We start from the raw sequence: 26,137 nt of genomic DNA on the forward strand, positions 1-26,137 counted from the left end.
TTCTACATCACCGATCTTTCACGTGACTCTGTTCAGTCATTTTCCAAAGTAATCACAAAACTTGCACTTCCTCTCCCAAACCTGCATGATAGAGGGGAAATTCAATGCCCCTGCTTCCGGCTTAGTATCAGCTGACATTTTTTGAGACTGAGGATGAACCCTATGCTGTCGCTCTTCAAACCATCTGGCCGATTTTCTCTTCCGCTCATACTGAGTCTGTTCCTCAGCCAATTCGTCCTGCTGGGCGGCGGCCTCACAAAAACCAACGCCGCCCAGCAGCAACAACCGAACATTCTCTTCATTTTTACTGACGATCATGCTTCGCATGCCATGAGCTGTTACGGATCGAAAGTCAATCAGACGCCTCATCTGGATCGCATCGCCCGTGAAGGAATGCTGTTTAACAACTGCTTCTGCACGAACAGCATTTGCGGTCCCAGCCGCGCCGTGATTCTGACCGGCAAACACAGCCACCTGAATGGCTTCAAACAGAACGGCAACAAATTTGACGGTTCACAGCAGACGTTTCCCAAAATCCTTCAAAAGAACGGCTACCAGACCGCCATCGTCGGAAAATGGCATCTTGAGACCCAGCCCACCGGATTCGACTATTCGGAAATTCTGGTCGGCCAAGGTCCTTATTATAATCCACCTATGATCCGTAACGGTGAACGTGTCAAACATGTCGGCTATACCACTGACATCATTACAGACTTGGCCCTGGATTATCTCAAAAAAGACCGGGACCCGGAAAAACCGTTCATGCTGATGTTCCAGCACAAAGCACCGCACCGCAACTGGCAGCCCGGGCCAAAGTATTTACACATGTATGACGACGTGACCATTCCGGAACCCGATAACCTGTTTGACAATTATGAAGGACGTGGAACAGCAGCCAGACAGCAGGACATGACGATTGCGAAAACCATGACCGCTGCTGATCTGAAATTGACTCCGCCCAATAATCTCACGCCCGAACAGTTGAAAGTCTGGACTGACGCTTATGAACCCAAAAATGAAGCGTTTCGCAAAGCGAATCTCAGCGGTAAAGATCTGGTACGCTGGAAATATCAGCGTTATATGAAAGACTATCTTCGATGTGTTGCCTCTGTGGATGATAATGTCGGTCGGATGCTCGACTATCTGGAAGCATCAGGCCTCGCAAAAAACACCATCGTGATGTATTCCTCGGATCAGGGATTTTATCTGGGAGATCATGGCTGGTTTGATAAACGGTTCATGTACGAAGAATCCTACCGCATGCCGTTTCTGGTTCGCTGGCCTGGCGTAATCAAACCCGGCAGCGTGAATAACGAACTCGTCTCTAATCTCGACTTCGCTGAAACCTTTCTGGATCTGGCAGGCGCAACGATACCCGCTGATATGCAGGGGGTGAGTCTGGTGCCTCTCTTTAAAGGGACTGCCGACAAATGGCGCGAAAGTCTGTACTATCATTACTATGAATTTTATAACGACCGTCGTGCCGCCCACATGGTCCGTCGGCATAATGGAGTCCGCACGAAACGCTTTAAGCTGATTGACTTCTATAATCTTGGAGAATGGGAACTCTATGATCTGGAAAAAGACCCCCGCGAAATGAAAAACGTCTATGCCGATCCGGAATATGCTCAGGTAGTGACCGACCTGAAAGCGGAACTGAAACGCCTGCAAACTCAATATCAGGTTCCCGATGACACGGGCTCGGTCGAGAAAGATCCCCCCTCGCTCTACTCTAAACCTCGAAACAGCGGCGCAGCTCAGAAAAAGAAACCGGCCGAAAAAAACTAAACCCGGCAGCTTCCGCTGCACGATACGAAATCACGAACGGGGCAACCGATGAAATTGGATCGCGGCAACCGCATATTGTCGCGATCCGAGATCCCAGCGCCACGGCGGTAGCATTTCTACATTCCGAACTAAACCTGCCAGCGGCGTATTCCCTTTCAACTGGGAAAATAACACTCCCGGATGCACGCCATGAAAGAAATTGCGTGATGAAAGTAACTGGGAGAGATATTGAGTGAATTGAAAATCCGGTACCTCTTTCAAGTCTGTTGCGGACTCGGAAGAAACAAAGTCACTCACCACTAAACCAGCCCCACTATCGATGATTAAATCAACAACAGTTTGAAAATGCTGAGAGCGAATGGCAACCAGCAGTTGCTCAAACTGCGGATGAGTGTCTCCGACTGCACTCACGGCCTGCAGAATCAACTGACTCAATACGCACGTCGAACAAACCTCATCAAACGGACCGGGCAGATCCAACTCAGCAGGTTGTGAGAACTGCTGAATGATCTCACTCAAATCGGTCTCCGGTGAAATACTCGCCGCCTCGAAGCCAGCCAGTTCCTGACCTGCTCCTGTAATATCCCGCACATACCGAAAGACACGCGGATCATCAGAAACGGCCTGCACTTCAACCGCATAGTCTAAAGCACTCTGATCCACGTCAACCAGATGAATCTCACTATACACCTGCAGCAGTTGCTTCACATCCAGATCATTACAGTTGCCCGCCCCCAGCACACACAATCGCCCCTGTCGGTTTCCAGCCAGAGCAGTCAGATAACCCCTGAGCGTTTCACGATGCCTGGCTCCCGACTCCCAGTTAGGACGACTTGCTTGATTAAAACGAAACTCTTCCTCGAATAATTTGTTCATTGCAGCAGTTTGCTGTCTCCATAAGACATAGCGGTTTCACAGGTTATACAGATAGAATCAACTTTAAGTCATGCAACAGATATATCAATCGAAGACTGACGAGAAATGCATTTTTCTCTACCACTAAATCCGTTCTTCAGCCAAACTAGAGCATATATCGCGAGACTCTCTCTTTTCTTATCCTGAATGCCATCTGTAATGTTATTCTTTGTAATTGCTTGCCTTGTCCCTTCGTTTCTGATTTCTTTCCTGGCAACAGGAGCGATGCGCAAACTGGCACCCAAATGGGGGCTGATCGACCAGCCCGCGCAAAGGAAGGTACACATCAATCCCACACCTCTGGGAGGCGGAGTCGGAATCTGGCTGGGAGTGATACTCCCCATTGCCGTTGCACAGTTGACTGTCCTGGTCATCGTAAAATCTGGCGCGACGCCCACCTGGATTCCCCAGGAACTGGTTCCCCATTTAGAAGGGGTTCTTTATCGTTCAGGACAATTATGGGCCGTACTGGCGGGAGGTACGGTCTTAGCCGTCATGGGACTCCTGGACGATAAACTCAATATTTCCTGGAAACCGCGCCTGGTCATTCAATTACTGGTGGCCTTTGGACTGGTTCTGGCAGGTGTGCGGGGAACACTCTTTATCCAGCAGCCGTGGATCGGCATTTTATTGACGGTGGTCTGGATTATCGTGCTGGTCAACTCGTTGAACTTTCTGGACAACATGGATGGGCTGACATCGGGAATCGGGCTGATCGCAGCGGTTTTGTTTGCTTTGATCATGTTGCGATTCACGGGCGAACCACGGTGGCTTGTCGCCGGCGTTTTGCTCGTACTCGCGGGTTCGATTGCCGGTTTTTTATGCCATAACTGGCCTCCTGCGAAAATTTTCATGGGAGATTCGGGGAGCTATTTTATCGGTCTGATCCTCTCTACCATGACCATTCTGGGAACATTTTATCCGGGAGATTTACCGGAAGGGGCATCGGTCGCCAGCCGGCATGTCATCCTGGCCCCCCTTTGTATTCTTGCGATTCCCCTGTATGATTTCTGTACGGTCATGATCATTCGCCTGAAAGAAGGTCGCAGCCCGTTTCATGCTGATAAAAGCCATTTCTCGCATCGGCTGGTAGAACTTGGTCTGAGTAAACGAGACACAGTCCTCACCATCCATCTGGCTACTCTGACAACCGGAGTGGGGGGATTGATTTTATACGAAGTCTCGTCCTGGAGTGCAGCGCTGCTCGTCATTCTGATGATTTTGTGCGTGCTATCCATCGTCACCATTCTGGAGAACGTAGGTCGGAAAAATCGGGAATGAGTAAACGCCGAAAACAAAACCGATCACAGACGCCTCATACCCAATCCACTCCGTCTGTACCAACTCTCCATTCACTTCCCGGGTTGTTAAACGGGATTCAACTGTTCCTTGTCGGCAGTTTAATCACAGCCCGATATTTACTGCCCGCAGAATCGGCGCCCCAGGGAGATACACTGCACATCGCGCTGGGCTGGTTCATCGTGGCGGTACTGTTTTGCTGTTCTCAACTGGCGGATCGCTCTAGAACGGTTCGCATTGACCGCTTTGACATCGGCGTCTGGCTGCTGGTCTCGGGACAAGTCATTTCCACATTCGTCATGATCTACTTCTCGCAAGGCCAACAACGGGCTGCTTTGACCATGATGTGGGAATGGGTGGCTTTGGGTTTCACCTTCTCACTCACGCGGCGACTGGTCGCGACACCACATCTTCGCAGTACACTATTGCAGGGATTCTTAGCCACCATTGTATTGTTATCCCTCTATGGTATCTGGCAACACCATTGGATGTACAAGCAACTGTCAAAAGAGTATGTGTCAGAGCGGCAGCAATTCGATGCGGCTGTCTCACCTTCAGTCCGTTCCGACGCCCAGCAAAAACTGCTTTCAATGGGAGTTCCGGCAGACGCATTAACAGGCAGTGGTCGTCAATTATTTGAACAACGTCTGCTCAACAGCACAGAACCCCTGGGTCTGTTTGCGCTGGCGAATACTTTTGCAGGTCTGCTTGCAGTCGGTTTCCTGATTGCAGTGGCGCAAGCCATTCAGATTCTGTTTTACAAAACGGAACACGTGGCTTCAAAATGGAATCGATGCAAAGCCTGGCTCTTAGTATTACCCCCGCTGCTCATTGGCTATTGCCTGATTCTCACTAAAAGTCGCACTGCCTGGATCGGCGTTATGGCCGGCTTCGTCAGCCTGGCTCTCTTGAAACTGATTCAAAATCGACAAAACATGCCGGAACAGAGACAACTCTGGAAAAAACGGGCTCTCAAATGGGGTTTCACTGGTATGATCCTGCTGCTGGGGGTTTTCCTGCTGGCCACATTCAGCGACGGTTTTGACCGGGCGGTTTTGACAGAAGCCCCTAAATCGCTCCAATATCGACTCGAATACTGGACTGCCACCTGGGACGTGATCAAAGAAAACCCGCTGTGGGGCACGGGCCCCGGGAATTTCCGCAACCATTATCTGAAGTATAAATTGCCCGGCTCCAGCGAAGAAATTGCCGATCCGCATAATCTGTTTCTCGACGTCTGGGCCAACGCCGGTATCATCGCATTCGCGGGACTGTTGATCATAGTCTCTCTGGCCTGCTTTCACTGGGTCATCAAACCGCAGACTGTTCACACTGATTTAAAAATGCAGGCATCGTCTGCCCGGTATTCCTTTTCCCCAGATCAGATCGCATTATTACTGGGCTTCGCACTCTCTTTCCCTTTGTTATGGGGCATTCAATTATTCCTGCAGTCGATTGATGAATCTTTGCTCTGGCTTCTCTGCCTGGGCTGGCTGGTGATTTATTTCGTGCTTTACACAGGCTGGCAAGCCGTCGATGGTTCAGACCAGATAAATTCGACCTCCTCGCTTATGCCTTTGGCTCTCGCGGCGGCTTTTGTCGCACTCTGCATTCATCTGTTGGGAGCGGGGGGAATTGCCATGCCGGCGGTCACACAAACCTGGCTGCTGCTCCTGTCTTTGGCGTTTCCCGTAATCACTCAACAGTCCGACACCGACGAAAGTTCCGTCCTCGTAAGCGATTCTGCCCCATCACTGCCTCTGAAAACTATACATTTGAAAACCGCGACTTTGATTGTTTGCCTCTTGTTGACAGTTTTCTTTGTGATGTCTTCATTTGCGCCAACAATCGAGCGAAAAAAGCTCGTAATGGAAGGTGAGCAGTCGCTGTTGCGCGGTCAGTCCGCTCGCGTTGCGCAAGGGTATTTTCGTCAGGCCAGCCAGGCAGATTCACTCTCTCCAGCTCCCTGGCAGGCTTTGGCCGCGCTGCAATTTAATCAGGGAACTCATGACCGTGATGTGTTTGAAGCAGGAGTCAAACTGAAGCAGGCAGCCATTCAACGGGATCCTGTGAATCCGCTGAACTATTTTGAGTTAGGCCAACATTTTCACCAACAGTATCAAGTTTCAAAAAAGCAGGAGGATCTGGCTGGTTCAATCAAAAATCTGCAGCAGGCCGTCAGCGGTTACCCGAACAACGCCCGGTATCGTGCGGTTTTTGCGGAAGTCTTGTCTGATGCAGGTCAGACCAGTGATAGCCAGGAACAAGCCCAACGGGCGCTGGAACTGGATGAAGCCAATCGTCGTGCCCGGCATGTGGACAAATATCTGACTGAGGAGACTTTAAGTCGAATGAATCAAATAATTAACGTAAGTCAAAGGAATCAGAATTGAACTCAGGTGCCCTTCGGCTCATAATAGCAGGAGGGCTCTCCAGAGGTTGCTCCTGAGTCGGAATGACTGATTTTATGTTCTCAACATTTATCAATTAAAATTTTCTTTGCTGGTGTAATTATGAATCTGCGAACCATTCTCACAACAATGGTTGTTCTTGTTGTCGCTCTTGTGGGTACCGTCTGGTTAGGACGGGGCAATGGCGATCTCGATCCTGTAAAACCTGAGAAACCTGTCAACGATCCCGCAGATGACCGCCCCAAGGTGGCAACATCGGGCCCTTATCCCAAAGCTGTCGTTGAAAAACCACGCTATAACTTCGGTGAGATGGCGGTCGGGCAGTCACTGTCTTACAAGTTTGTCTTAAAAAATGAGGGAGAAGCCCCCCTCGAAGTAAAAAAAGGGAACACGACCTGCAAATGCACGCTGAGCGAAATGAAAGAGAATTCGGTCGCTCCCGGTGAATCGATTGAGATCGAACTCACCTGGACTCCCAAAAGCCCCCAGGAGCATTTCGGACAAACGGCGACGATCTTCACTAACGATCCCGAAAACCAGGAACTCAAGCTGCAGATCGAGGGCACCGCCAACAACCTGATTGCCTTTACCGGCGATTCATCGGGCAGTCCGCATTGGTCTCTGCCCGTCATGTCGAACAGTGACCCGGTTTCATTCACGGGAAGAATTCACACCAAGTATCTGGATGAATTCAAATTATTAGAAATTGAATCGAGTAAACCGGGTCTGACCTCCTCGTTCAAGCCACTCACACCTGAAGAATTAAAGGAAGACAACGCCAAGAGCGGATACTCGATTGTAATCACCGCGGATCCCAGCAAATTTCCTCTGGGGGGATTTACCGAACGCCTGACCGTCAAAACTGATATTCCCAATGACACGGAAGCTTCCCATTCCGAAGCAGACCATAAACATCCAGAGGGTGAGGATCACAAACATGAGCATCAGCCCGGTAACAGAAATTTTGTCATCCAGGTCTCAGGAAATCATACCGGACCGATCCGGATCGTCCCGACATTTGGAGTTTACTGGAATCCCGAATCGATGGTTTTGAATCTTGGGGAATTTTCTGCCAAAGAGGGAAAAGAAGTGACTCTATCCATGTTTGTGGAAGGCACTGAACAGCCTCTGAAAATTTTGAATCAGGAGATTGCACCTGATTATCTCAAATTTGAATTGAAAAAAGATGACAGTTTTCAGTCCAAGACAAAGCAGCGTTACGAACTGAAATTTGCCGTCCCGGCGGGACTCCCTTCGGTTTCCTTTGGCCGAGGCAATCTGGCTAAGGTGAAATTGGAAACCAACCACCCGAATGCAAAAAACATTGAGTTCCGAGTCCAGTTTGTTTCACTATAAAGGACCAATCTGTTTCCCTGGAATTCCCGATACCCCTACAGCACTTTTCATTGTTTCTCTAAAATAAATGTGATCTTTTCAGGGCCAGGGTCAGATCCACTTTGACGCAACACCATGATATGAGATAAGATAAGCGGCGAGGAACCCCCTACCCTGCTTACTTTCCTCAATCATCTCCATGGAAGGTCGCATTGAATGTTATGTAAACGAATCTCAGACCATCATTGTCTGCTTGCCTTACTCACTGCAGTTCTGCTGCTGGCGGGCTGCGAAAACAAGTCGATTCAACCGTCCCCCACAAATTCCGATTCTGCAGTATCTGAAAACCAGACAAAGCCGCAGTCGGATTCACCCGTTGAAAAACAACTTTCGGATTCCACACAAGATAAGCCGGCCCTCTCGAATTCTGAAAAAACTCCTGCTACCGGGACAACACACCCAAAACCAACCCCTGGTACTCCTAAATCGATCGCACACAGCACCCCCAAACCTTTATTCAAAGACTGGCCTGCTCCCAAGCTGGCAATCGTGTTGACCGGCGAACGTCATGGTTATCTTGAGCCGTGTGGCTGTACCCAGAATCAAACCGGGGGCGTCTCACTGCTGGCCAATCTCTTCAAACAAATCGAAGATCGAAAGTGGCCTGTGACGGCCTTTGATCTGGGAGGACTGGTCAAACGCAATCGCCGCCAGAGCCAGATTAAATACGAAACCATTCTGGCTTCCCTGAAGGATATGAAATACGCAGGAGTCGGACTGGGACCTGAAGAACTCCGCTTCGGTGCTGATATTTTTCTGCAGTTGCATAACCCCGAACCGACCGCACCCAATACGACGCCCACGTTTCTGGCGGCCAATATCCTGATTCTGGAAACTCCGGATCTGGGAAAAAGCCATTTCAAAATCATCGAAGTCGGCGGCGTCAAAATCGCCGTGACTTCCATCATCGGCAAAAGCCGCATGGAAAAACTTCCGGATATCACCTGGCAGGAACCAGCGAAAGTACTGCCTGATATTATCCAAAAAATGGAAGCCGCCAAGCCAGACCTGATGATCCTGCTTTCGCAATCCAGCAAGGAAGAATCGAAATCGCTTGCAGAAAAATTCCCTGTGTTTGATATTCTGTTGACCGCAGGTGGCGTCGAAGATCCGATCGGAGAACCGGAATTTCTCGGCAAAACGATGATGGTCGATGTCGGCCACAAGGGAAAAAGTGCTGGCGTTGTTGGCTATTATCCGCAGAGTGCGACAAAGGCTGATCCTTCGAAACGGTTCCGCTTCACGGTGATCGAGCTGGATAAGCAACGCTTTCAGGATACGCCGCGCATGGCCGAGCAGATGCAGTTCTATCAGGACCGTCTGAAACAGGAAGATCTGGCGGCGAAAGAACTGCCCATTGATCATCCGCGCGGTGCGACATTCGTGGGTGCAGAAAAGTGTGGCGAGTGCCATACGAAAGCGTACGAAAAATGGTTAACAACCGCGCATGCCCATGCCTACGAAAGTCTGATTACCGGTCGTGAAGATCAGAAAGGCCAGAACGTCATTTCCCGCATCTATGATCCCGAATGCCTGTCCTGCCATGTGACCGGGTGGAATCCTCAGGAAGTGATCCGGTATAAAAGTGGTTTTGTCAATAAACAGGAATCACCGCTTCTGTTAGGACAACAATGCGAAAACTGCCATGGCCCGGGTAGCGGACACATCGAACTCGTCGATATGGAAAAACTCGAAGAAGCCAAAAAAGTCATGCGGGTGACACTTGCGGAAGCGAAAAAGAACACCTGCTACCAGTGCCACGATCTCGACAACAGCCCCAAATTCGAATTTGACTCGTACTGGGAAAAGATCAAACACCCCTGGCGCGATTAGTTGTCTTCCCAAGCCTGCGGATAATTTGCCCCTCGATACATGTGGTTTTCAAATGCTGGAAGTGGAACAAAAATTTGCCATCGCCGACAAAGATGCTTTGTTTGAACAACTGGAGCAGCTCGGCGCCACGCGGGGAACCAGCCTGGATCAACAGGATTTCTACTTCATGCACCCCGTTCGTAATTTTGCTGAGACGGACGAAGCCCTGCGCATCCGCTGTAATGGATCAGACAACCGAATCACTTATAAAGGTCCGAAACGGGCGACCGTCAGCAAGGTGCGCAAGGAAATTGAACTGGCGTTTGAATCAGGCCAGCCCGCGTTTGCACAATTATCGGAAATGCTTGAACTGCTGGGGTTTCGACCTCTGAGATCTGTCAAAAAGTTGCGTATCCCCTTCACCTATCTGCATGACCAACACGCATTTGAAATTACCGTCGATGAAGTGGAAGGACTGGGAATTTTTGCAGAAATCGAATTGCTGGCAGAAGAGTCGGAACTTCAGGAAGCAGAATCCGCCATCATTCAGCTGGCAGAAGCTTTGGCGCTGTCTGATCCCATCCGAATATCGTATCTGGGCATGCTGATTCAAAATGAAAATCAGTCCGACACGAACTGAAACTCTTACAGATTTTCGGATCTTTCCCGTGATTTATTCCTTTTCACACAGATAGAATTCTGAAATAATTGATCCCAGTGAGAATCTCTCACGTTTACTATTGTGACAGGAAAAAAATCGGCTAGTATATCTTCGTCCACAATAGACATTTCCTTTTAAATCCATGGGTCGAGACGGCGTTCAATAATAAACGTCCCCGCAATTCTCGACAAATTAGGCACTTGCTTCGCCTGACGAAATCGAACTCAATTGCGGGGCAAATGTCATATTATTGAAGGAAGACCTCAATGGCTGCAAAGTCACGATCAAAACGAGCCGCAACTCCCGCCCCCACTCATAACAACGGCTCCGCCGGTTCTGGGGAAATGCTTGATAACGCGCTCGGACAAATTGAGCAGGCGTTTGGCAAAGGCGCCATCATGAAACTGGAAGGAGAGAACGCACAAGTCGTTCCCTCCATTTCCAGCGGCGCGCTCTCACTCGACCTGGCCCTTGGTGGCACAGGTTTTCCCCGCGGACGGGTGATTGAACTGTACGGCCCGGAATCGAGTGGAAAAACGACTCTCGCATTACACGTGATTGCGAATGCCCAGAAAGAAGGGGGCATCGCCGCCTTTATCGATGCAGAACATGCTCTGGATCCGATCTGGGCCAAAAAGCTGGGGGTCAACATTTCCGAAATGCTGGTCAGCCAACCTTCCTATGGGGAAGAAGGGCTGCAAATTGCAGAAATGCTGATCAAATCAAACTCTGTTGACGTCATCGTTGTCGACTCGGTTGCAGCGCTGGTCCCCAAAGCAGAACTGGATGGCGAAATTGGCGATACACACGTCGGTCTGCAGGCCCGTATGATGAGCCAGGCTATGCGGAAATTAACCGGAGCCATTTCCAAATCCAAAACGACTGTGATTTTCATTAACCAGATTCGTGAAAAAATCGGTGTCATGTTCGGTAGCCCCGAAACAACACCCGGCGGCCGCGCTCTGAAATTTTACAGTTCCGTTCGTGTGGATGTCCGCCGTGTTGCCACTCTGAAAGATGGCGATAACGTTACCGGCATCCGTATGAAAGCCAAGATTGTCAAAAATAAGATCGCTCCCCCTTTCCGGGTAGCCGAATTTGACATGCTCACGACAGGCGGAATCAACTTCGAACTGGATCTTCTGGACCTGGCCGTGGAAAACAGAATCGTCAAAAAGAGCGGTAGCTGGTTCAGTTACGGGGAAACACGCCTCGGACAGGGTCGAGACCGTTCCAAAGTAGTTCTGGAAGAAAATCCCGATCTCTGTCAGGAAATCAAGCAGAAAGTTCTTGAGGCACAAGGCCTGGTTCCCTCTTTGGAACCGGAACCGGAAACTGTTGAAGCCTGATTCGGTAAACTCGCTGTCAAATGAGTCAACGATGTAAACGACCTTGATGCCGACAGTGGTATTCAAGGTCGTTTTGCATTGGGTTCTCCCTGGAAACACGGTAAAATAGCGATTAATCAACGTCAAACCAAATTGGAATGATTTTTCTGGCTCATCACATTACATCTCTTTTTGATTGAATCTAAGGCAATGAATGTTTGATGCACAACCAACAAAATCTGCTCGAAGTCGTGCCTGCTTAATTACGACCTTATTCGCCGGACTGTTTTTGTTTCCGCCAGAACAGAATCCCGCTCTCTATGCGCAAGGTCTGGATGCACGCGCCGTCGCTTTTGCCGTCGAAAAACAACTGATTCAGGCCATTGATAAGGCTGAAAAGTCGGTGGTTGCGATATCCAAAATCAAAACAAGAAAACAACAGTTCCCCACCCGGATCCCCGCCCCTTTCGGCCTGGACCCGAACCAGGGATTAAATATATCCCAAGACCCACAGGATTTGAATTTCATTCCCAACGAATTCGGATCGGGGGTTTTCATCCCAGATCCGACAAAACAGAATCGAGTCTTGATCCTGACAAACTACCATCTCACAGAGGGGGGGCCGGTTGCGGGACTAAAAGCGATTTCTGAAAATCGGATCTATATTCACACATCTAATCGACAGGGGTTTTATGCAGAAATTCTCGCCGCTGACCCGCGCAGTGATCTGGCCGTCCTCAGTCCTGAGCGTGAACTTCCTGGTGAATATGCCCGCTCACTGATTCCCATCGAATATGGAAAAACCGAAACCATTCGAAAAGGACAATTTGTCATTGCACTGGGAAACCCCTACGCAATCGCCCGCGATGGTTCCCCCAGCGCCAGTTGGGGGATTGTGAGTAACTTCCATCGGTTTCCGGTGCCTGTTCCGAAACACTTTTTAAATCAGGAACTTGATAAAGAAGAAACGCTGCACCATTTTGGCACACTAATGCAGGTCGACACACGCCTGGAGCTGGGAACCAGTGGTGGTGCGTTACTGGATCTCGATGGGAATCTGATCGGAGTTACCACCGCGCTGGCAGCCCTGGATGGCTATGAAAAATCGTCCGGCTATGCGATTCCCATCGACAGTGCAACCCGGCGCATCATCAACAGCCTCTCTGAGGGTCTGGAAGCAGAATATGGTTTTCTGGGCATCGGGCCGCATACCATCGATCGGAACCAGGCAAGGCATAATTTCGCGGGAAATTTCACATTACAGGAACCCTATTATGTGGAAGCCGATAGCGTGAAACAGCACTCCCCCGCCCAATTGGCCGGTATGTTGCCCCAAGACTTGATTCTCTCAATCAATGGTCAAAAATTGACCAATGAGCTGGACTTAATGCGGGAAGTGGGTAAAGCAGGTGCGGGAAGTGAAGTAAAGCTTCAAATCTTGAGAGGAAAAAAACCGCGTGAGTTGACTCTGACAGTGAAACTAGGAAAATGGCCGGTGGTTGATGATGAAGGGATTGTTCAAACTCAATTTCGACATCCCCTCTGGCGCGGACTGAGAGTCGATTACCCCACTGCTCGTAAGAAATACACATTTAGCCCGTTCAGTTATCCACCTGCTGTCGTCGTAACTCATGTTGTTCCCGATAGTCCCGCACAACTGGCGGGCCTCACGGAAGGAACGTTTATCAGCCATATTAATGATCAAGCGGTTCAGACACCTGAATCGTTTTATCAGGAAGCACAAAAAACAAATAACTCACAAGTCATATTACAACTTTTGGATGGCCGAAAGCTAATCCTTCCCCTCCCTAGCAAGTAATTTTAAAAAGCAATGAAAACAGACGAACTTCGCGAGAATTATCTTTCCTTCTTTGAAGAAAAAGGGTGCGTCCGGCGACCATCCGATGTTCTGGTCCCACGCGATGACCGCACCGTGTTATTCACGCCCGCGGGAATGAATCAATTCAAGGATCAGTTTCTGGGAGTGGGGAAACTCGAATTCACACGGGCAACGACCTGCCAGATGTGTCTGCGCACCGGCGATATTCAAAATGTGGGTGTGACCGCCTATCACCACACCTTTTTTGAAATGCTGGGTAACTTCTCTTTCGGCGATTATTTTAAACGCGAAGCGATTCACTGGGCCTGGGAATACCTGACTGATAAAAAATGGCTGGGGCTCGACCCGAATCTGCTCTCCGTGACAGTCTACAAAGAAGATGATGAAGCCTACAACATCTGGCACGACGAAATCAAACTTCCGTCTAACCGCATCAGCCGTGAAGATGAACACGAAAATTTCTGGCCTGCTGGTGCGCCTTCCTTAGGCCCCGATGGCGTTTGTGGACCCTGCAGTGAAATCTTCTATCATCCCAATGGCGGGAAAGATAACGTCGAAATCTGGAACCTGGTCTTCACCCAGTTTAATCGCGTCGGTGATCCCCCCAACAATCTCAAGCCGCTGCCCAAAAAGAACATCGACACCGGTATGGGCCTGGAACGGACCGCTTCAGTCCTGCAGGGTGTTCGCAGCAATTTTGAGATTGACACGCTCAAACAGCTCTGTCTTGCAGCCGCTGATACGGTAGGAATCGGGTATGAATTTGAAAAGCCAACCGGTCGTCCGATCCGTCGCATTTCAGACCACGTCCGGGCCATCACTTTCAGTATCCATGAAGGCGTCAATCCGGGCAGTGAAAAAGAGAGTTATGTTGTGCGTCAATTACTCAGACGCGCGCTCCTGGAAGGCTACCTGCTCGGCAAGCATGAACCCTTCCTGTACCAGCTTGTCCCCGCCGTCGTGGAGATCATGAAAACTCCCTATCCGGATATCGCAAAAACTGTCGCGAATGTCCAGAGGACAATCAAAGATGAAGAAGAGCAGTTTCTGGGCGTCATTGAAAAAGGACTCACCCGGTTTGAAGGATTCCTGAAAAACGCGGAAAAACAAGGTCTCTCGGAAATCTCGGGCGAAGACGCGTTTGACCTGCACCAGACCGATGGCTTCCTGATCGAACTGACAGAAGCACTCGCCGCCAAAAATAATATTGCCGTTGACCGGGTCGAATTTAATACTCTGATGAAACGGCACAAAGAAGGAAGTGGAAGCGGAGCTTTTCTGGACTCCGTAATGTCAGAAGGTCCGTTGACTGCTTTGCACAAAACGACCAGCGATACCGTTTTCAAAGGTTATGAAACCACGCAAGCCGAAGGAAAATTAATTGGCATCATCGCCGAAGACAGACTCGTGGAGTCGATGATCGAAAAAGGCCACGCTCACCCGGTTGTCGTCGTTCTGGATCAAACCCCCTTCTATGCAGAAGCCGGTGGTCAGGTCGGTGATATCGGTTTCCTCGAAGCAGACGGAGTGAAATTTGAAGTCATCAATACCCAGAAAAACGGGGGATTGATTCTTCACATCGGCCATCTGGTGCAAGGCAAGCTGGAACAGGGGCAAGCCCTGAAAGCAAAGATCGTGGAGCCCCGACGTTCCGGAATTCAACGTGCCCACTCGGCGACTCACCTGTTGCACCATGCACTGCGAACCGTATTGGGCGAAAACGCCATGCAGCGTGGTTCGAAAGTGGAAGAAGATACGCTCCGCTTTGACTTTTCGCATAGCAAAGCACTCACGCCGGAAGAAATCAGCCAGATTGAAGATATTATCAATCAACGGATTTCGGAGGGAGCCAGCGTCAGTACGGAACTGATGAAACTTCAGAAAGCCCGAGAACTGGGAGCAATGGCTTTGTTTGGAGAAAAATATCCAGACAATGTGCGTGTTGTCCAGATGGGAGATTTCAGTACCGAACTCTGTGGGGGAACTCATCTGTCGAATACAGGGCAAGTAGGGTTATGCAAAATTGTGAACGAAGAACCCGTTGCCAAAGGGGTACGTCGCATTCATGCACTGACCGGCTCCAAAGCCCTCGAAAAGACCAGAGAGACCGAAAAACTTCTGCAGGAAATCGCCGCACAACTCAAGGCACCGCGTCTGGACGAACTGCCTCAACGAATCCACCAGTTGCAGGAAGAATTACGGGAGACGAAAAAGCAACTTCTGAAGTACTCCAGCAAATCGCTGGCAGGCACGGCAGATGAGTTACTGGAACGGGCACCGACAGTCAACGGCGTAAAAATCGTTGCCTATCATGCGCAAGATGCTTCTCGGGATCAATTACGGGAACTTGCAGATCACCTGCGCAAAAAGGGGAAGCAGGTCGCTTTGATTCTTGGTACCGTGATTGATGATAAAGTCGCTTTGATGGCGGCAGTCAATCAGGATCTGATCAAACAGGGACTGAAGGCCGGCGATTGCGTCAAAGCCGCCGCACCAGTTGTCGGCGGTGGCGGCGGTGGAAGACCCGATATGGCAGAAGCCGGCGGCAAACTTCCAGAAAAACTGGACGACGCACTTTCCACCGGCGCAGATTACTACCGCAGTCAACTGGAAGGCTGACCGTTGCTTGAAGCTGACTATAATTAAATTAGATTGCGACGATTGAGTTCTGCAACAACACGTTGAACGATCTGTGAAACGTCGTTGCTGCCGAGCTCTTCAGTGATCCCGGTAGCACAGCCACCAATCGGTTCGTTAGTAAAACCATGCTCGGAAAGCATGCATTGCAGTGTGCGGCTCAATGTGGAGATGTCGGTTTTCTGTTCCGAAGTAATTGGCTGGCGCCCTTGCCCCATCTGAAAACCGCGCAGCTCAACTGCGGCACGGAATCCTTCCGGAAATTCGGCAGAATAGATCATCGTATCAAACAACGTCAACAGATCGTATTGAACGCGGCGTGCTTCATCCAGCTGTGCGGACATCGTCAGGTCATAGAGCTTACGTGTCAGTTCTGGGACGACTCCCGAACTCGCATTGGTTCCGCCGTCTGCCCCAATCAGCAATAAAGGCATCAAGGCCGCATCCCAACCAGTCAGAAAGGAAAATTCCGGACGGTTAGGACGAACTGCCTGAATCATGCGAATCATATGCGGAATATCGCCCGATGAATCCTTGATGGCGACGATCTTCTCACATTCTTCGGAAAGACGCTGAATCGTAGGCACATCAATCGGGCTGGCAAACATCGGAATGTTATACAACGTCACATCGATGGGTGTGTTATCGCCAATTTCCTTAAAATAAGCATAAACAGAAGCTGGACTCAGTTTGTAATAAAAAGGAGCCACAATCGCCACGGCCCGGATTCCCAGTTCGTGGTAATACTCGCAGGCTTTGATCGTTTCACGCACATTCGCTTCTGCCGCTCCTGCCAGAATTGGCACACGCCCTCGTGTCTGGTCAGCAATGATCGCCACAATACGACGACGTTCTTCCGGAGTAAACCGGGTGAATTCGCCAGTGGAACCGTTCGGATACAGCCCATGAACACCTTTTTCAATGAGCCAATCGATGTAGCGACGTAATTCCGACTCGTTGATTTCGCCTTTGGAATTGTAGGGAACCAGATTCGGGGTAAAAATTCCACTGAGTTTTGACTGGGGATGCATGCTGAGGAACACCTATACATAAAAACAAAGTCGTTGTGAGTTTACAGGATATAGGAAAATTATAGCATACAAACCAGTGGGAAGACACGGTTTCAGACCTCTTCTACGGACACTTCTTTAGACTCTCCCGATTGTTCGGTTTCTTCCGTTTCCGACTCTTTTTTATCGGCCGATTTTCCCTGCTCAGATGCTTTCCCCCTGGGAGCATTAAACTCCTCAGCGCTGATCCCCGCCTCCAGAACCTTGGCGGCTTCGGCTTCGGCAGAACGTCCGTAAAACTGTAAAATCAGGAATAATACGACCAGACCAACCGGCAAAAGAATATAAGGTTGAATGCCGAACCCGACCGGAATATAGCCAAATACGACTGAGACGGCGGCAACAGTGAGCGCATACGGCATTTGCGTGATCACGTGATCGAGATGATCAGAACCGGAAGCTGCAGACGAAAGTACCGTCGTATCTGAAATGGGTGAGCAGTGATCACCAAAGATCGCTCCCGCCAGCACACCACCGATTGTGCCCAGCATCAGATGATGATTAGGCCCGGCTTCATTCAAGGGAACCAACAGGCTGTACGTGACGGAAATCGACAAAGGCATTAAGAGTCCCATCGTCGACCAGGAGCTACCGGTGGCAAAACTGACCGCTGCGGCCAGGAGAAAGGTGATCGTTGGCATCCAGTTTGGAGAAAGACTTCCCGAGAGCATTTCGACTAGAACGCCTGCGGTATTCAGATGACTTTCGTCACAAACTGTGGCAACCGACCAGGCCAGCACCAGAATCAGAATCGCCAGAAACATGCTTTTCGCCCCGACCGACCAGGCTTCAACACATTCATTGAGTGAAAGCGCTTTTGAAAAACTGCAACTGGCGATGGCTGCAATCGAAGCCAGGAACGAAGAAATCAGTAATACCCGATTGGGGGAAGCATGCTCCAGAATCGTGCGAAAATTCTTTTCCAGTTCAACTTGCCCCTGCCGAAATCGCGCAGCATTGATTTGCTCGACGGCATCAGACCCCGTCCACCACAGCCCGATCATTGCCAGCCCCAGGAGAATGGACAAAGGAATCAGCGCATTTCGCAATAACTGACGATGTGCCAGTTCCCCTTTTTCTGCTACCGATTCTGCCTCGACAACTTTAACACGCCCTGGTCGAACGACCTGGTTAAAGGCAATGGCCCGAACTTCAGCCTTCAACATCGGTCCAAAATCGTGTCCCAGATAGGCAACCAGCCAGACAAACGCCAACAAATGTAACGGATAAAAACGATAGGGCAGGCTATATAAAAATGTGGTGTAGTAATCTTCGGCCATTCCCAGACTGGCATACGAGTCCGCGATATAACCGATTTCCACTCCCACCCAGGTTGAAATAATGGCGATTCCGGAAACGGGGGCTGCGGTAGAATCGACTAAAAAAGCAAGCTTCTCGCGAGATACTTTCATACGGTCAGTAAAAGGCCGCATCGAACTTCCCACCAGCAGGGAATTGGCATAGTCATCAAAAAAAATGACCAGCCCCATAAACCAGGTCATCAGCTGACTATGCTCACGTTTTGTCGCATATTGTGCCAGCCTGGCCACTAAAGCCGCTGTCCCCCCTCCCACAGACATGACCCCCACCATCGCGCCGAGGAACATCGTAAATAAAATAATCATCATATGGGAATTATCAGGACTGCCTGGTTCGACAATTTCATGGATCACAAAGGTATCCAGAGTATGCACAAACCCCAAAAACAGGTTGCCATGTGATAAGATCACAGCGCCACACCAGACACTTACCAGCAGCGCCAGGATGATATTCCGAAACCAGATCGCCAGCACAACGGCGATAACGGGGGGTAACAGACTTAACCATTTTGAAATTCGATAAACTTCTGCCGAAGCTGCACCTCGAATATTCGGATCAACAACAATCATATCCTGAGTAATAAAGACTTTCTGGTTCTGTGCCAAATCCGTCTTCAATTCCAGTATGCCCTTCTGGAAGGAGGGCAATGCCGTATCAACGCCATCAATCCATAATTCCAGACCTAATATTTGGTGGGGATGCCCGGAAAAATCAGTATCCAGAGTACCATTCACCGTGAGAGCACGGATGGTTACTTTGCTGACGGGGATTCCTCTGACGGCAATTTCAGGCGCTTCAATAGCGTATCTTGCCGGTTCTTTGAGCAGAGGCACATCCGAAATCTTCTCGGACTGCGCGAAGATGCTGGTCAAAATAATCAAATAGGAATGAATCGCCGCCATCGTCCCTCAGGCTGCTTAATCGATGAAGTGAAGGGTGCAAAGCAGATTGAACTCGCGCAAAATCATACTTCCCAAACGTCCTACTGCCTATATTGAAACCGATCCCCGTCTGATCCGCAAGCGCTGATTTACAGAAAGTCGCTTGTTTTCACTGTCTGACAGGCCCGCCAGGCTCAATTCGCCGCTCATTCTGCAGGGTTTTCTCTCGGCCAGAACAGATGAAATGTGACTCCGCGGTCAGTATTAATTTCCGCTTCAATCGTTCCACCATGCAGAGAAATAATCCGCCAGCACTTCGATAAACCGAAGCCTAATCCCCGGCCTGCCTGTCTCGCCGAATAGAAAGGGTCGAACAAATGCGTGCGTTCCTGTTCCGTTAATCCGGGACCGTCATCAATTACGCGAATATGCAGGACACGGTTCGAGCCTGTTGTCTTTTCTTCTGAGACAATCCGGAGCTGACCGCCTGCCTCAAGAACATTCAGACCATTCAGGATCAGATTACTCAGAACCACTTTGCATTGAACTTCATCAGCCCAGATGGCATGCGCATCTGAAATCTCCACTGAAATCTGAATACCCGAGTTGGAAATGGCATCTTTAAGGCTGACCAGGACCTCCTGTGTTGTAGACTGCAGATTAAGTGATGTCGGCTGCGGAACAGGCGGTCTGGCAAATAACATGGCATCACCGATCATATCCCGCACGCGGTAAGCCTGTCCTCCGATTGTGGTCAGAGACTGCCTGCGCTGTGGATCCGTTTCGCCTTTGAGCAGCATCTGCACGCGCCCCACAATCGTAGCGACGGGATTATTAATTTCATGTCCCGCACCAGCTGCAAATTCCGCCATCGCTTCCAGCTTGTCAGAGCTGGGAAACACGCGGCGCTCTTTCCCCGAAGTCTGACTCAATTCAGAATCGAAAGAACCTCCGGCGACAGAACCGGGATGAATTTGAGATTTCTGCTCCATCACCTGCGCTAGCAGACAGTGGCTCAAATGAATCAACTGCGCGATCAGAGGAAGTTCTGCCGGCAGTCTTGTGGAAGAAAAAAGATAAACTCCTGCGAGATCGAACTGGTCGCAAGGAAATGAAAAGTAGTCGAACGGCGCGCAGGAAATCTGCTGGAATGACATTCCCTGTTCAAAAACAGACTGAAGCTGTTCTTTGACCGGACGATCATTCAATACTTGAATCGACTCCTTAATGAAACATTCCGTCTCATTTTGAGCAGACTGAAAGATGCCTGCAGTCAACCTTCGAGTACCACGATCAAAAACCGCGAGATACACTGCTTCCGCACCGGTTGCTTCGCACCAGACTGCAGACAGTTCGCTGATGATTGAGCTGAGTGAACGCGCAGGAATCAGAGCAAACAGACGTCTGTAATAAGCATCCGGTAATTCCCTGTTTGCGGAACCGGTTTCGCTCGACATCTGACACTCCATGAAACAGCACCCACGACGATCGGAACTGCAGGCCTCCGACCGTCATGAAACTGATGACTGTTTGATCCCGGAATTACCCCGCAGCGTGAACGGATTCCAGATTGAGCAGCGTACAGACACGGTCTGCTAATTGCTCGACTTCAAATGGCTTCTGCATGAAGTCATTCGCACCGGCAGCTTTTAAATCTTCAATCTTGTCTGCTTCAACCATCCCGCTGATACAGACGATTTTCACATCGTCCATCGACGAATCACTGCGGACGCGCTGACAGACTTCCTTGCCATTGATGTCAGGCAGCATGACATCCAGAATAATAATATCAGGATGATATTCTTTCACCATCATTCCCGCGTCGAAACCGTTGTTGGCAACACGGATTTCAAACCGGGAATCGGCTTCCAGAACATCACGGATCAGCTCTACCAACTCTTCATCGTCATCAACGATCAAGGCTTTGCGTTTCCCGCTTTCCAAGGCGTCAGTGGGAATTCCATTGTCTTTCATAAACTTAAACAGGACGTCACGCGGTATTCTGCGAAAGCGGGAGCCGGGGACCCGAAATCCCTTTAACTGCCCGGAATCAAAACAGCGAATAATCGTTTGTTGACTCACTTTGCAAATCTTTGCGGCTTCGCCTGTGGTAAAGACCGTTTTCATATTGCTCATCCATCCTTTGAAGACCCGCCCCACTCGAGCGGGAAAGACCAAGCGCTGTAAGGCTATTACAACATGCAATAACCGAGCCCCTGCGCAGTGACACCGATGACTGATTCATCAACACCCCTGCATGAAACTGACATCTCCATAATCAGCCTCTTATCTATTTACCTGAAACCAAGTAAAGTGATAAAAAAACCGCATCCTCCAAGGAGCAGTTATGTGGCCCGCTTACTTGCCAAACGCCACTGATTTTCCAGACGCTTCAAGTATCCCACATAGATACAAACGCCAAAACTTTCAATACCGCTTGACTTTACCAGTATTATCAATAACTCCGATTGTATCTATTCTGACGATATGGTCAACACGCATTCGCCCAGTTGCCCAAATAATTGAATAAACAGTTATCAGGCATACACTTGCAAAGAGCCGACTCAGCCCCGAGCTCCCCTAGAGTCACAAAAAACCCCCGAAAGCCAAATGGCGAATAGGTAAGAAAGGCAGTTATTATCGCGTATCAGAAAGGCCGCATTCGTGAGAAAATCAGAATTTACGTGGCCATGCGGCCGGCGCTATTCAGATAAAGCACTAATACCGTCAAATCGGCCGGGGTCAGCCCGCTGATTCTGCCTGCCTGTCCCACATTCAGTGGTTTGACTCGTGTCAATTTTTCCTTGGCTTCATTACGCAAGTTGGGAACCAGACGATAATCAATGTGGTCAGGTATGTGCAGTGTTTCCACATTTTTCTGCTTCTCAATCTCAGCGGTCTGTCGACGGATATAACCCGCGTACTGCACTTCAATCAATGTCTGCTCAATCGCGCGATCCGAAAACGTTAAGCTTTTCAACTCCGGAGCAAATTCACAGATTTCCGGCCAGCTGATATCCTGTCGGCGGAGCCATTCTTCCAGCGTGTTGCCCTGATAACGGTTGCTCTGAATGAACTGCATGATTTTTGCAATTTCTGCTTCGTGTTCCTGGTACTGTTGCCAGCGCTGATGATCCACAGAACCCACGCGGCGACCAATGGGCGTCATACGACGATCCGCGTTATCCTGTCTGAGCAACAAACGAAATTCCGCCCGCGATGTAAACATCCGGTAAGGCTCATCCACGCCTTTCGTCACCAGATCATCGATGAGCACTCCGAGATACGCCTCGTTACGATCAAGGATCAGATCTTGTTTGCCGGCGATTTTCAATGCCGCATTCAACCCGGCCAGCAATCCCTGACCGGCGGCTTCTTCATAACCGGTTGTCCCATTCAGCTGTCCCGCAAAATACAGACCTTCGACAAGTTTGGTCTCCAGAGTCGGCTTTAATTGTGTGGGTGTGGCGAAATCATATTCGACGGCATAGCCATATCGCATGATTTCCGAATTTTCCAACCCCCGAATGGAATGGATCATCTGATCCTGAACATCACGGGGCAGACTGGTGGAGATACCATTACAGTAATACTCGTTGGTGTATCGACCTTCCGGTTCCAGAAAAACCTGATGCGAGTCGCGCTCTGAAAATCGTACGACTTTATCTTCGATCGAAGGACAATAACGCGGCCCCGTCGAATTAATCTGACCGGAATACATCGGCGCACGATGCAGATTTTCATTGATCAGACGATGGACGTCAGCGTTGGTTTCTGTCAGATAACAGGACATCTGCGACTGCGTGATTTTCTCTGTCATATAGGAAAAGGGCTGAGGCTTGTCGTCTCCAGGCTGCTCATTCAGAACCGAAAAATTGATCGTGCGACCGTTGAGCCGTGCGGGGGTTCCTGTTTTAAACCGCTGGAGTTCGAACCCCAACTGAGCCAGACTGTCTGAGAGCGTTCCCGTTGTCCCTTCACCGGCGCGGCCACCTTTGGTCTTGGCTTCACCGGTATGCATAATCGCCTGGAGAAATGTGCCGGTTGTCAGAATCACGGCCCGCGCGCGATAGGTCGCATCGCCGTGAACCAGTACTCCGGTGATCCGCCCTGCTTCTACCAACAGACTCTTGACGATTTCCTGCCTGAGCGCCAGATTGTCCTGCTGCTCGATCTTCCATTTCATACAGAATTGATAGGCTTTTTTATCCGCTTGCGCTCGCGGACTATGCATGGCAGGCCCTTTGGAGAGGTTGAGCATCCGGAACTGAATCCCGGTTTCATCAATCACCCGCCCCATTTCCCCGCCCAGGGCGTCGATTTCCCGGACAATCTGTCCCTTCGCAACCCCGCCAATCGCAGGGTTACAACTCATCTGACCGACGGTATCGCAGTTCATTGTTAACAGAGCTGTTTTCGCTCCCAGACGTGCCGACGCCAGTGCTGCTTCGCAGCCGGCATGCCCGGCTCCAACGACAACAACATCATAATCATAGTAAACCGACTGACTCATGGTTCTTCTTTATGCAATAAAGTGAATCTGATCTGACCTATCTGAAGAGTCTGCCCGCATCGGGTAACGTCAATTTCAGATGTTCTAATGCTGCCAGCGTGACGATGCGGCCGCGCGGCGAACGCTGGATAAACCCGCAGCGCAACAAAAACGGCTCGACTTCGTCTTCCAGTGTGTCCGCAGGAATATTCAAGCTGTGACCGAGTGCCTGAACTCCTGCAGGTCCCCCGGAAAACGTTTTGACCAATGTTTCCAGGTACCGCCGGTCCTGACGTTCCAAACCAAGAAGATCGATCTCGAGCATTTCAAATGCCCGGGTCACGACATCGTTTGTAATTTTACCATCTGCTTTACTGGTGGCAAAATCACGCGCCCAGCGTAACAGGTTATTGGCTTTACGGGGAGTGCCTCGACTGCGTCTGGCGATTTCAAATGCAGCGACATCGGAAATTTCGGTTCGCAGCTTTTTCGAATTTCTGCGAACGATTTCCACCAGTTCATGATCTTCATAAAAATCCAGATGTTCTCGGCGGACGAATCGATCACGTAAGGGAGCCGTTAACATTCCGCTACGGGTTGTCGCTCCAATCAGTGTGAATTTCTGTAATTTCATATTCACCGTTCGCGCATTGATTCCTTCACCCAACGTGATATCAACGCGAAAATCTTCCATCGCCGGATAGATAAATTCTTCAACAGTCGCCGGCAGACGATGAATTTCGTCAATAAACAGAAACGAACCATGACTGGCGTTTGTCAGGTACGGCAGCAGATCCTTGGGCGCACTTAAAGAGGGACCAGAGGTAATCTGCAATTCGGTCCCCAACTCTTTCGGCAATACGGACGCCAGCGTGGTTTTGCCTAATCCCGGGGGACCATCCAACAGGAGATGCCCTAACGGTTCATTCCGTTTACGGGTCGCATCCAGAATGACCTGCAGACGCTCCACGACCTGTCGCTGCCCGACGACTTCACTGAGCCGCTGAGGGCGCAGCGCATCATCGTACTCTGCATCGTCGGCCAGAAAGCTGGAATCCCAGCCTCCTCCACCGGAAAAATCCTCTTCCGGTTCATCGCCCCCTTTAATGACAGGTTCACGAACCATGCTCACGCCCACATTCTTTTGTACAGTACCTGGAATCCACTCAACCCCTGCTTAATGGCTGGTATCATAGCAAAAGCACTCCCCCGCCGTAAAACCCAGACAGGGGAGTACTCAAAGATCATCAAGCTTTGTTTAAAGCAGGCTTACTGACTGGTCATTTCAGCATAGGCGACGGACATCACTAGCATGCAAAACGGCAATACAAAAATGGCACCGATGCCCAATGTGATAATCGTTCCCACGAAGTAGATCACAAATATCAGTAGAAATATCGCCGTCAGAGTCAGCAGGTTGCCCCGCGTGATGTTCCTCGCTTCGGAAAAGGAATCGATTCCCGGTAATTTCCGGTCGATCAGAACATAGGAATAAGGCCAAAACATCAACAACAGAATGATGCCGGGAATCACCAGTAACAGCGTTCCCACCATCACCGCAATCCCAAGTAATAATGAGCAGGCTACCATTCTCCATAAGAGAGGTCCACCACTAAATAACTCACCCATTCCCGGATTTCGCCCTTGCGCTATCTGCAACAGGACCGTCTGCATACCTAATTGAAAAAACATACTGACGATGATGACCCCTGCGATGGCCGCCAGATAGAACAGAATCACAGCGGGAATGATCACGGCTTGATTATTCTGGCCTGCCACAGCTGCGACCACGAAAAACATCACAATAAAGAATAAATAGATGGCGATTGATGCAACGTAAGCCAGGATATTCCCCAGAATCGGGGCGGCAATACACATCCCCAGATTTTCCTTATACAGCCCCCAGGAACGGGAAAAGCCATCCCCTACATTAATGATACGGGGTTCCCACCGATGAAGACTCCTGCCCGAAACCTGAAGCGTTTCGCCACAATACTGACATATTTTGGCATTCGCCTGAATCGACGCACCACACATCGGACAATCGATATTTCCTGCTGCCAGAAAACTGTCTTCTTCCCTGACGGGAGTATCGGCAAGAAAACTCTGTTCCTCACGAACGGGGGCGTCTTCGTCGAACTCATCAAAGCCATCGAATCCGTCATGACTGGCAACATCCGAAAGTGGCACGGTAATCGATTCGCCGCACTGGGGGCACTTGGCTCTGCGACCGGCTTTGTCATCTGAAGTCTTAAGGACTTTATTACAATGCGAACAACTGAATTCAA

General features: G+C 49.9%; 17 protein-coding genes. 9 read left to right on the forward strand and 8 right to left on the reverse strand.

Annotated elements, in window-relative coordinates; all coding sequences use genetic code 11:
• Window positions 1-162 precede the first annotated feature (162 nt).
• The gene (locus tag Q0294_RS14800; protein WP_299466974.1) at window positions 163-1,788 is read left to right on the forward strand and encodes a sulfatase; all 1,626 of its coding nucleotides are present in this window, start codon (window positions 163-165) and stop codon (window positions 1,786-1,788) included.
• 30 nt (window positions 1,789-1,818) lie between these two features.
• On the opposite strand, the gene Q0294_RS14805 is transcribed toward Q0294_RS14800, so the two are convergent.
• Entirely contained in the window at window positions 1,819-2,664 is an 846-nt protein-coding gene (locus Q0294_RS14805; protein ID WP_299466977.1) for a hypothetical protein, read from the reverse strand.
• 198 nt (window positions 2,665-2,862) lie between these two features.
• On the opposite strand from Q0294_RS14805, the gene Q0294_RS14810 reads away from it, so the two are divergent.
• The 8 genes from Q0294_RS14810 to alaS all read left to right on the forward strand — a co-directional run bounded on the left by Q0294_RS14810 (window position 2,863) and on the right by alaS (window position 16,068).
• Window positions 2,863-3,984, forward strand: a complete 1,122-nt coding sequence (locus Q0294_RS14810) for an MraY family glycosyltransferase (RefSeq protein WP_299466980.1) — start codon at window positions 2,863-2,865, stop codon at window positions 3,982-3,984.
• Window positions 3,981-6,395 carry an O-antigen ligase family protein gene (locus Q0294_RS14815; protein WP_299466983.1) on the forward strand — a complete coding sequence of 805 codons (2,415 nt, stop codon included), beginning with the start codon at window positions 3,981-3,983 and terminating at the stop codon, window positions 6,393-6,395. The genes Q0294_RS14810 and Q0294_RS14815 overlap by 4 nt, the downstream gene beginning before the upstream one ends.
• A 120-nt stretch (window positions 6,396-6,515) precedes the next feature.
• On the forward strand, window positions 6,516-7,769 hold the full coding sequence (locus Q0294_RS14820; RefSeq protein WP_299466986.1) for a DUF1573 domain-containing protein: 1,254 nt from the start codon (window positions 6,516-6,518) through the stop codon (window positions 7,767-7,769).
• 195 nt (window positions 7,770-7,964) lie between these two features.
• Window positions 7,965-9,641 (forward strand): multiheme c-type cytochrome, encoded by a 1,677-nt coding sequence (locus tag Q0294_RS14825; protein ID WP_299466989.1) that lies wholly within the window; start codon window positions 7,965-7,967, stop codon window positions 9,639-9,641.
• Window positions 9,642-9,693: 52 nt separating this feature from the next.
• Window positions 9,694-10,260 carry a class IV adenylate cyclase gene (gene cyaB, locus Q0294_RS14830; protein WP_299466992.1) on the forward strand — a complete coding sequence of 189 codons (567 nt, stop codon included), beginning with the start codon at window positions 9,694-9,696 and terminating at the stop codon, window positions 10,258-10,260.
• A 287-nt stretch (window positions 10,261-10,547) separates the two neighbouring features.
• Window positions 10,548-11,630 carry a recombinase RecA gene (gene recA / locus Q0294_RS14835; protein ID WP_299466995.1) on the forward strand — a complete coding sequence of 361 codons (1,083 nt, stop codon included), beginning with the start codon at window positions 10,548-10,550 and terminating at the stop codon, window positions 11,628-11,630.
• Window positions 11,631-11,823: 193 nt separating this feature from the next.
• Entirely contained in the window at window positions 11,824-13,428 is a 1,605-nt protein-coding gene (locus tag Q0294_RS14840; protein ID WP_299466997.1) for a trypsin-like peptidase domain-containing protein, read from the forward strand.
• A gap of 12 nt (window positions 13,429-13,440) precedes the next feature.
• Window positions 13,441-16,068, forward strand: coding sequence for an alanine--tRNA ligase (gene alaS / locus Q0294_RS14845; RefSeq protein ID WP_299467000.1), 2,628 nt, complete (start codon window positions 13,441-13,443; stop codon window positions 16,066-16,068).
• A gap of 23 nt (window positions 16,069-16,091) precedes the next feature.
• Here alaS and Q0294_RS14850 read toward each other — a convergent pair whose 3' ends face one another.
• The 7 genes from Q0294_RS14850 to Q0294_RS14880 form a co-directional block, all read right to left on the reverse strand.
• The gene (locus tag Q0294_RS14850; protein ID WP_299467002.1) at window positions 16,092-17,117 is read right to left on the reverse strand and encodes a dihydrodipicolinate synthase family protein; all 1,026 of its coding nucleotides are present in this window, start codon (window positions 17,115-17,117) and stop codon (window positions 16,092-16,094) included.
• A 92-nt stretch (window positions 17,118-17,209) separates the two neighbouring features.
• Window positions 17,210-19,378 carry a Na+/H+ antiporter NhaC family protein gene (locus Q0294_RS14855; protein ID WP_299467004.1) on the reverse strand — a complete coding sequence of 723 codons (2,169 nt, stop codon included), beginning with the start codon at window positions 19,376-19,378 and terminating at the stop codon, window positions 17,210-17,212.
• A gap of 185 nt (window positions 19,379-19,563) precedes the next feature.
• Window positions 19,564-20,814, reverse strand: a complete 1,251-nt coding sequence (locus tag Q0294_RS14860) for a HAMP domain-containing sensor histidine kinase (RefSeq protein ID WP_299467006.1) — start codon at window positions 20,812-20,814, stop codon at window positions 19,564-19,566.
• 85 nt (window positions 20,815-20,899) lie between these two features.
• A complete protein-coding gene (locus tag Q0294_RS14865) occupies window positions 20,900-21,484 on the reverse strand; it encodes a response regulator (protein WP_366917980.1) in 585 nt (194 codons plus the stop codon).
• A 553-nt stretch (window positions 21,485-22,037) separates the two neighbouring features.
• The gene (gene mnmG / locus Q0294_RS14870; RefSeq protein WP_299467010.1) at window positions 22,038-23,870 is read right to left on the reverse strand and encodes a tRNA uridine-5-carboxymethylaminomethyl(34) synthesis enzyme MnmG; all 1,833 of its coding nucleotides are present in this window, start codon (window positions 23,868-23,870) and stop codon (window positions 22,038-22,040) included.
• A gap of 37 nt (window positions 23,871-23,907) precedes the next feature.
• Window positions 23,908-24,975, reverse strand: a complete 1,068-nt coding sequence (ruvB, locus tag Q0294_RS14875) for a Holliday junction branch migration DNA helicase RuvB (RefSeq protein WP_299467012.1) — start codon at window positions 24,973-24,975, stop codon at window positions 23,908-23,910.
• Window positions 24,976-25,118: 143 nt separating this feature from the next.
• Window positions 25,119-26,137 (reverse strand): zinc-ribbon domain-containing protein (locus Q0294_RS14880; RefSeq protein WP_299467014.1); only part of this gene is annotated, 1,019 nt, incomplete at its 5' end.

The organism is uncultured Gimesia sp. (assembly GCF_937919775.1).
Classification (GTDB): Bacteria; Planctomycetota; Planctomycetia; order Planctomycetales; family Planctomycetaceae; genus Gimesia.

Bases quoted from the DNA above. Each gene is read 5' to 3' on its own strand.
- Q0294_RS14800 (WP_299466974.1), top strand. From the start codon at position 163: ATGCTGTCGCTCTTCAAACCATCTGGCCGATTTTCTCTTCCGCTCATA.
- Q0294_RS14805 (WP_299466977.1), bottom strand. From the start codon at position 2,664: ATGAACAAATTATTCGAGGAAGAGTTTCGTTTTAATCAAGCAAGTCGT.
- Q0294_RS14810 (WP_299466980.1), top strand. From the start codon at position 2,863: ATGTTATTCTTTGTAATTGCTTGCCTTGTCCCTTCGTTTCTGATTTCT.
- Q0294_RS14815 (WP_299466983.1), top strand. From the start codon at position 3,981: ATGAGTAAACGCCGAAAACAAAACCGATCACAGACGCCTCATACCCAA.
- Q0294_RS14820 (WP_299466986.1), top strand. From the start codon at position 6,516: ATGAATCTGCGAACCATTCTCACAACAATGGTTGTTCTTGTTGTCGCT.
- Q0294_RS14825 (WP_299466989.1), top strand. From the start codon at position 7,965: ATGTTATGTAAACGAATCTCAGACCATCATTGTCTGCTTGCCTTACTC.
- cyaB (WP_299466992.1), top strand. From the start codon at position 9,694: ATGCTGGAAGTGGAACAAAAATTTGCCATCGCCGACAAAGATGCTTTG.
- recA (WP_299466995.1), top strand. From the start codon at position 10,548: ATGGCTGCAAAGTCACGATCAAAACGAGCCGCAACTCCCGCCCCCACT.
- Q0294_RS14840 (WP_299466997.1), top strand. From the start codon at position 11,824: ATGTTTGATGCACAACCAACAAAATCTGCTCGAAGTCGTGCCTGCTTA.
- alaS (WP_299467000.1), top strand. From the start codon at position 13,441: ATGAAAACAGACGAACTTCGCGAGAATTATCTTTCCTTCTTTGAAGAA.
- Q0294_RS14850 (WP_299467002.1), bottom strand. From the start codon at position 17,117: ATGCATCCCCAGTCAAAACTCAGTGGAATTTTTACCCCGAATCTGGTT.
- Q0294_RS14855 (WP_299467004.1), bottom strand. From the start codon at position 19,378: ATGGCGGCGATTCATTCCTATTTGATTATTTTGACCAGCATCTTCGCG.
- Q0294_RS14860 (WP_299467006.1), bottom strand. From the start codon at position 20,814: ATGTCGAGCGAAACCGGTTCCGCAAACAGGGAATTACCGGATGCTTAT.
- Q0294_RS14865 (WP_366917980.1), bottom strand. From the start codon at position 21,484: ATGAAAACGGTCTTTACCACAGGCGAAGCCGCAAAGATTTGCAAAGTG.
- mnmG (WP_299467010.1), bottom strand. From the start codon at position 23,870: ATGAGTCAGTCGGTTTACTATGATTATGATGTTGTTGTCGTTGGAGCC.
- ruvB (WP_299467012.1), bottom strand. From the start codon at position 24,975: ATGGTTCGTGAACCTGTCATTAAAGGGGGCGATGAACCGGAAGAGGAT.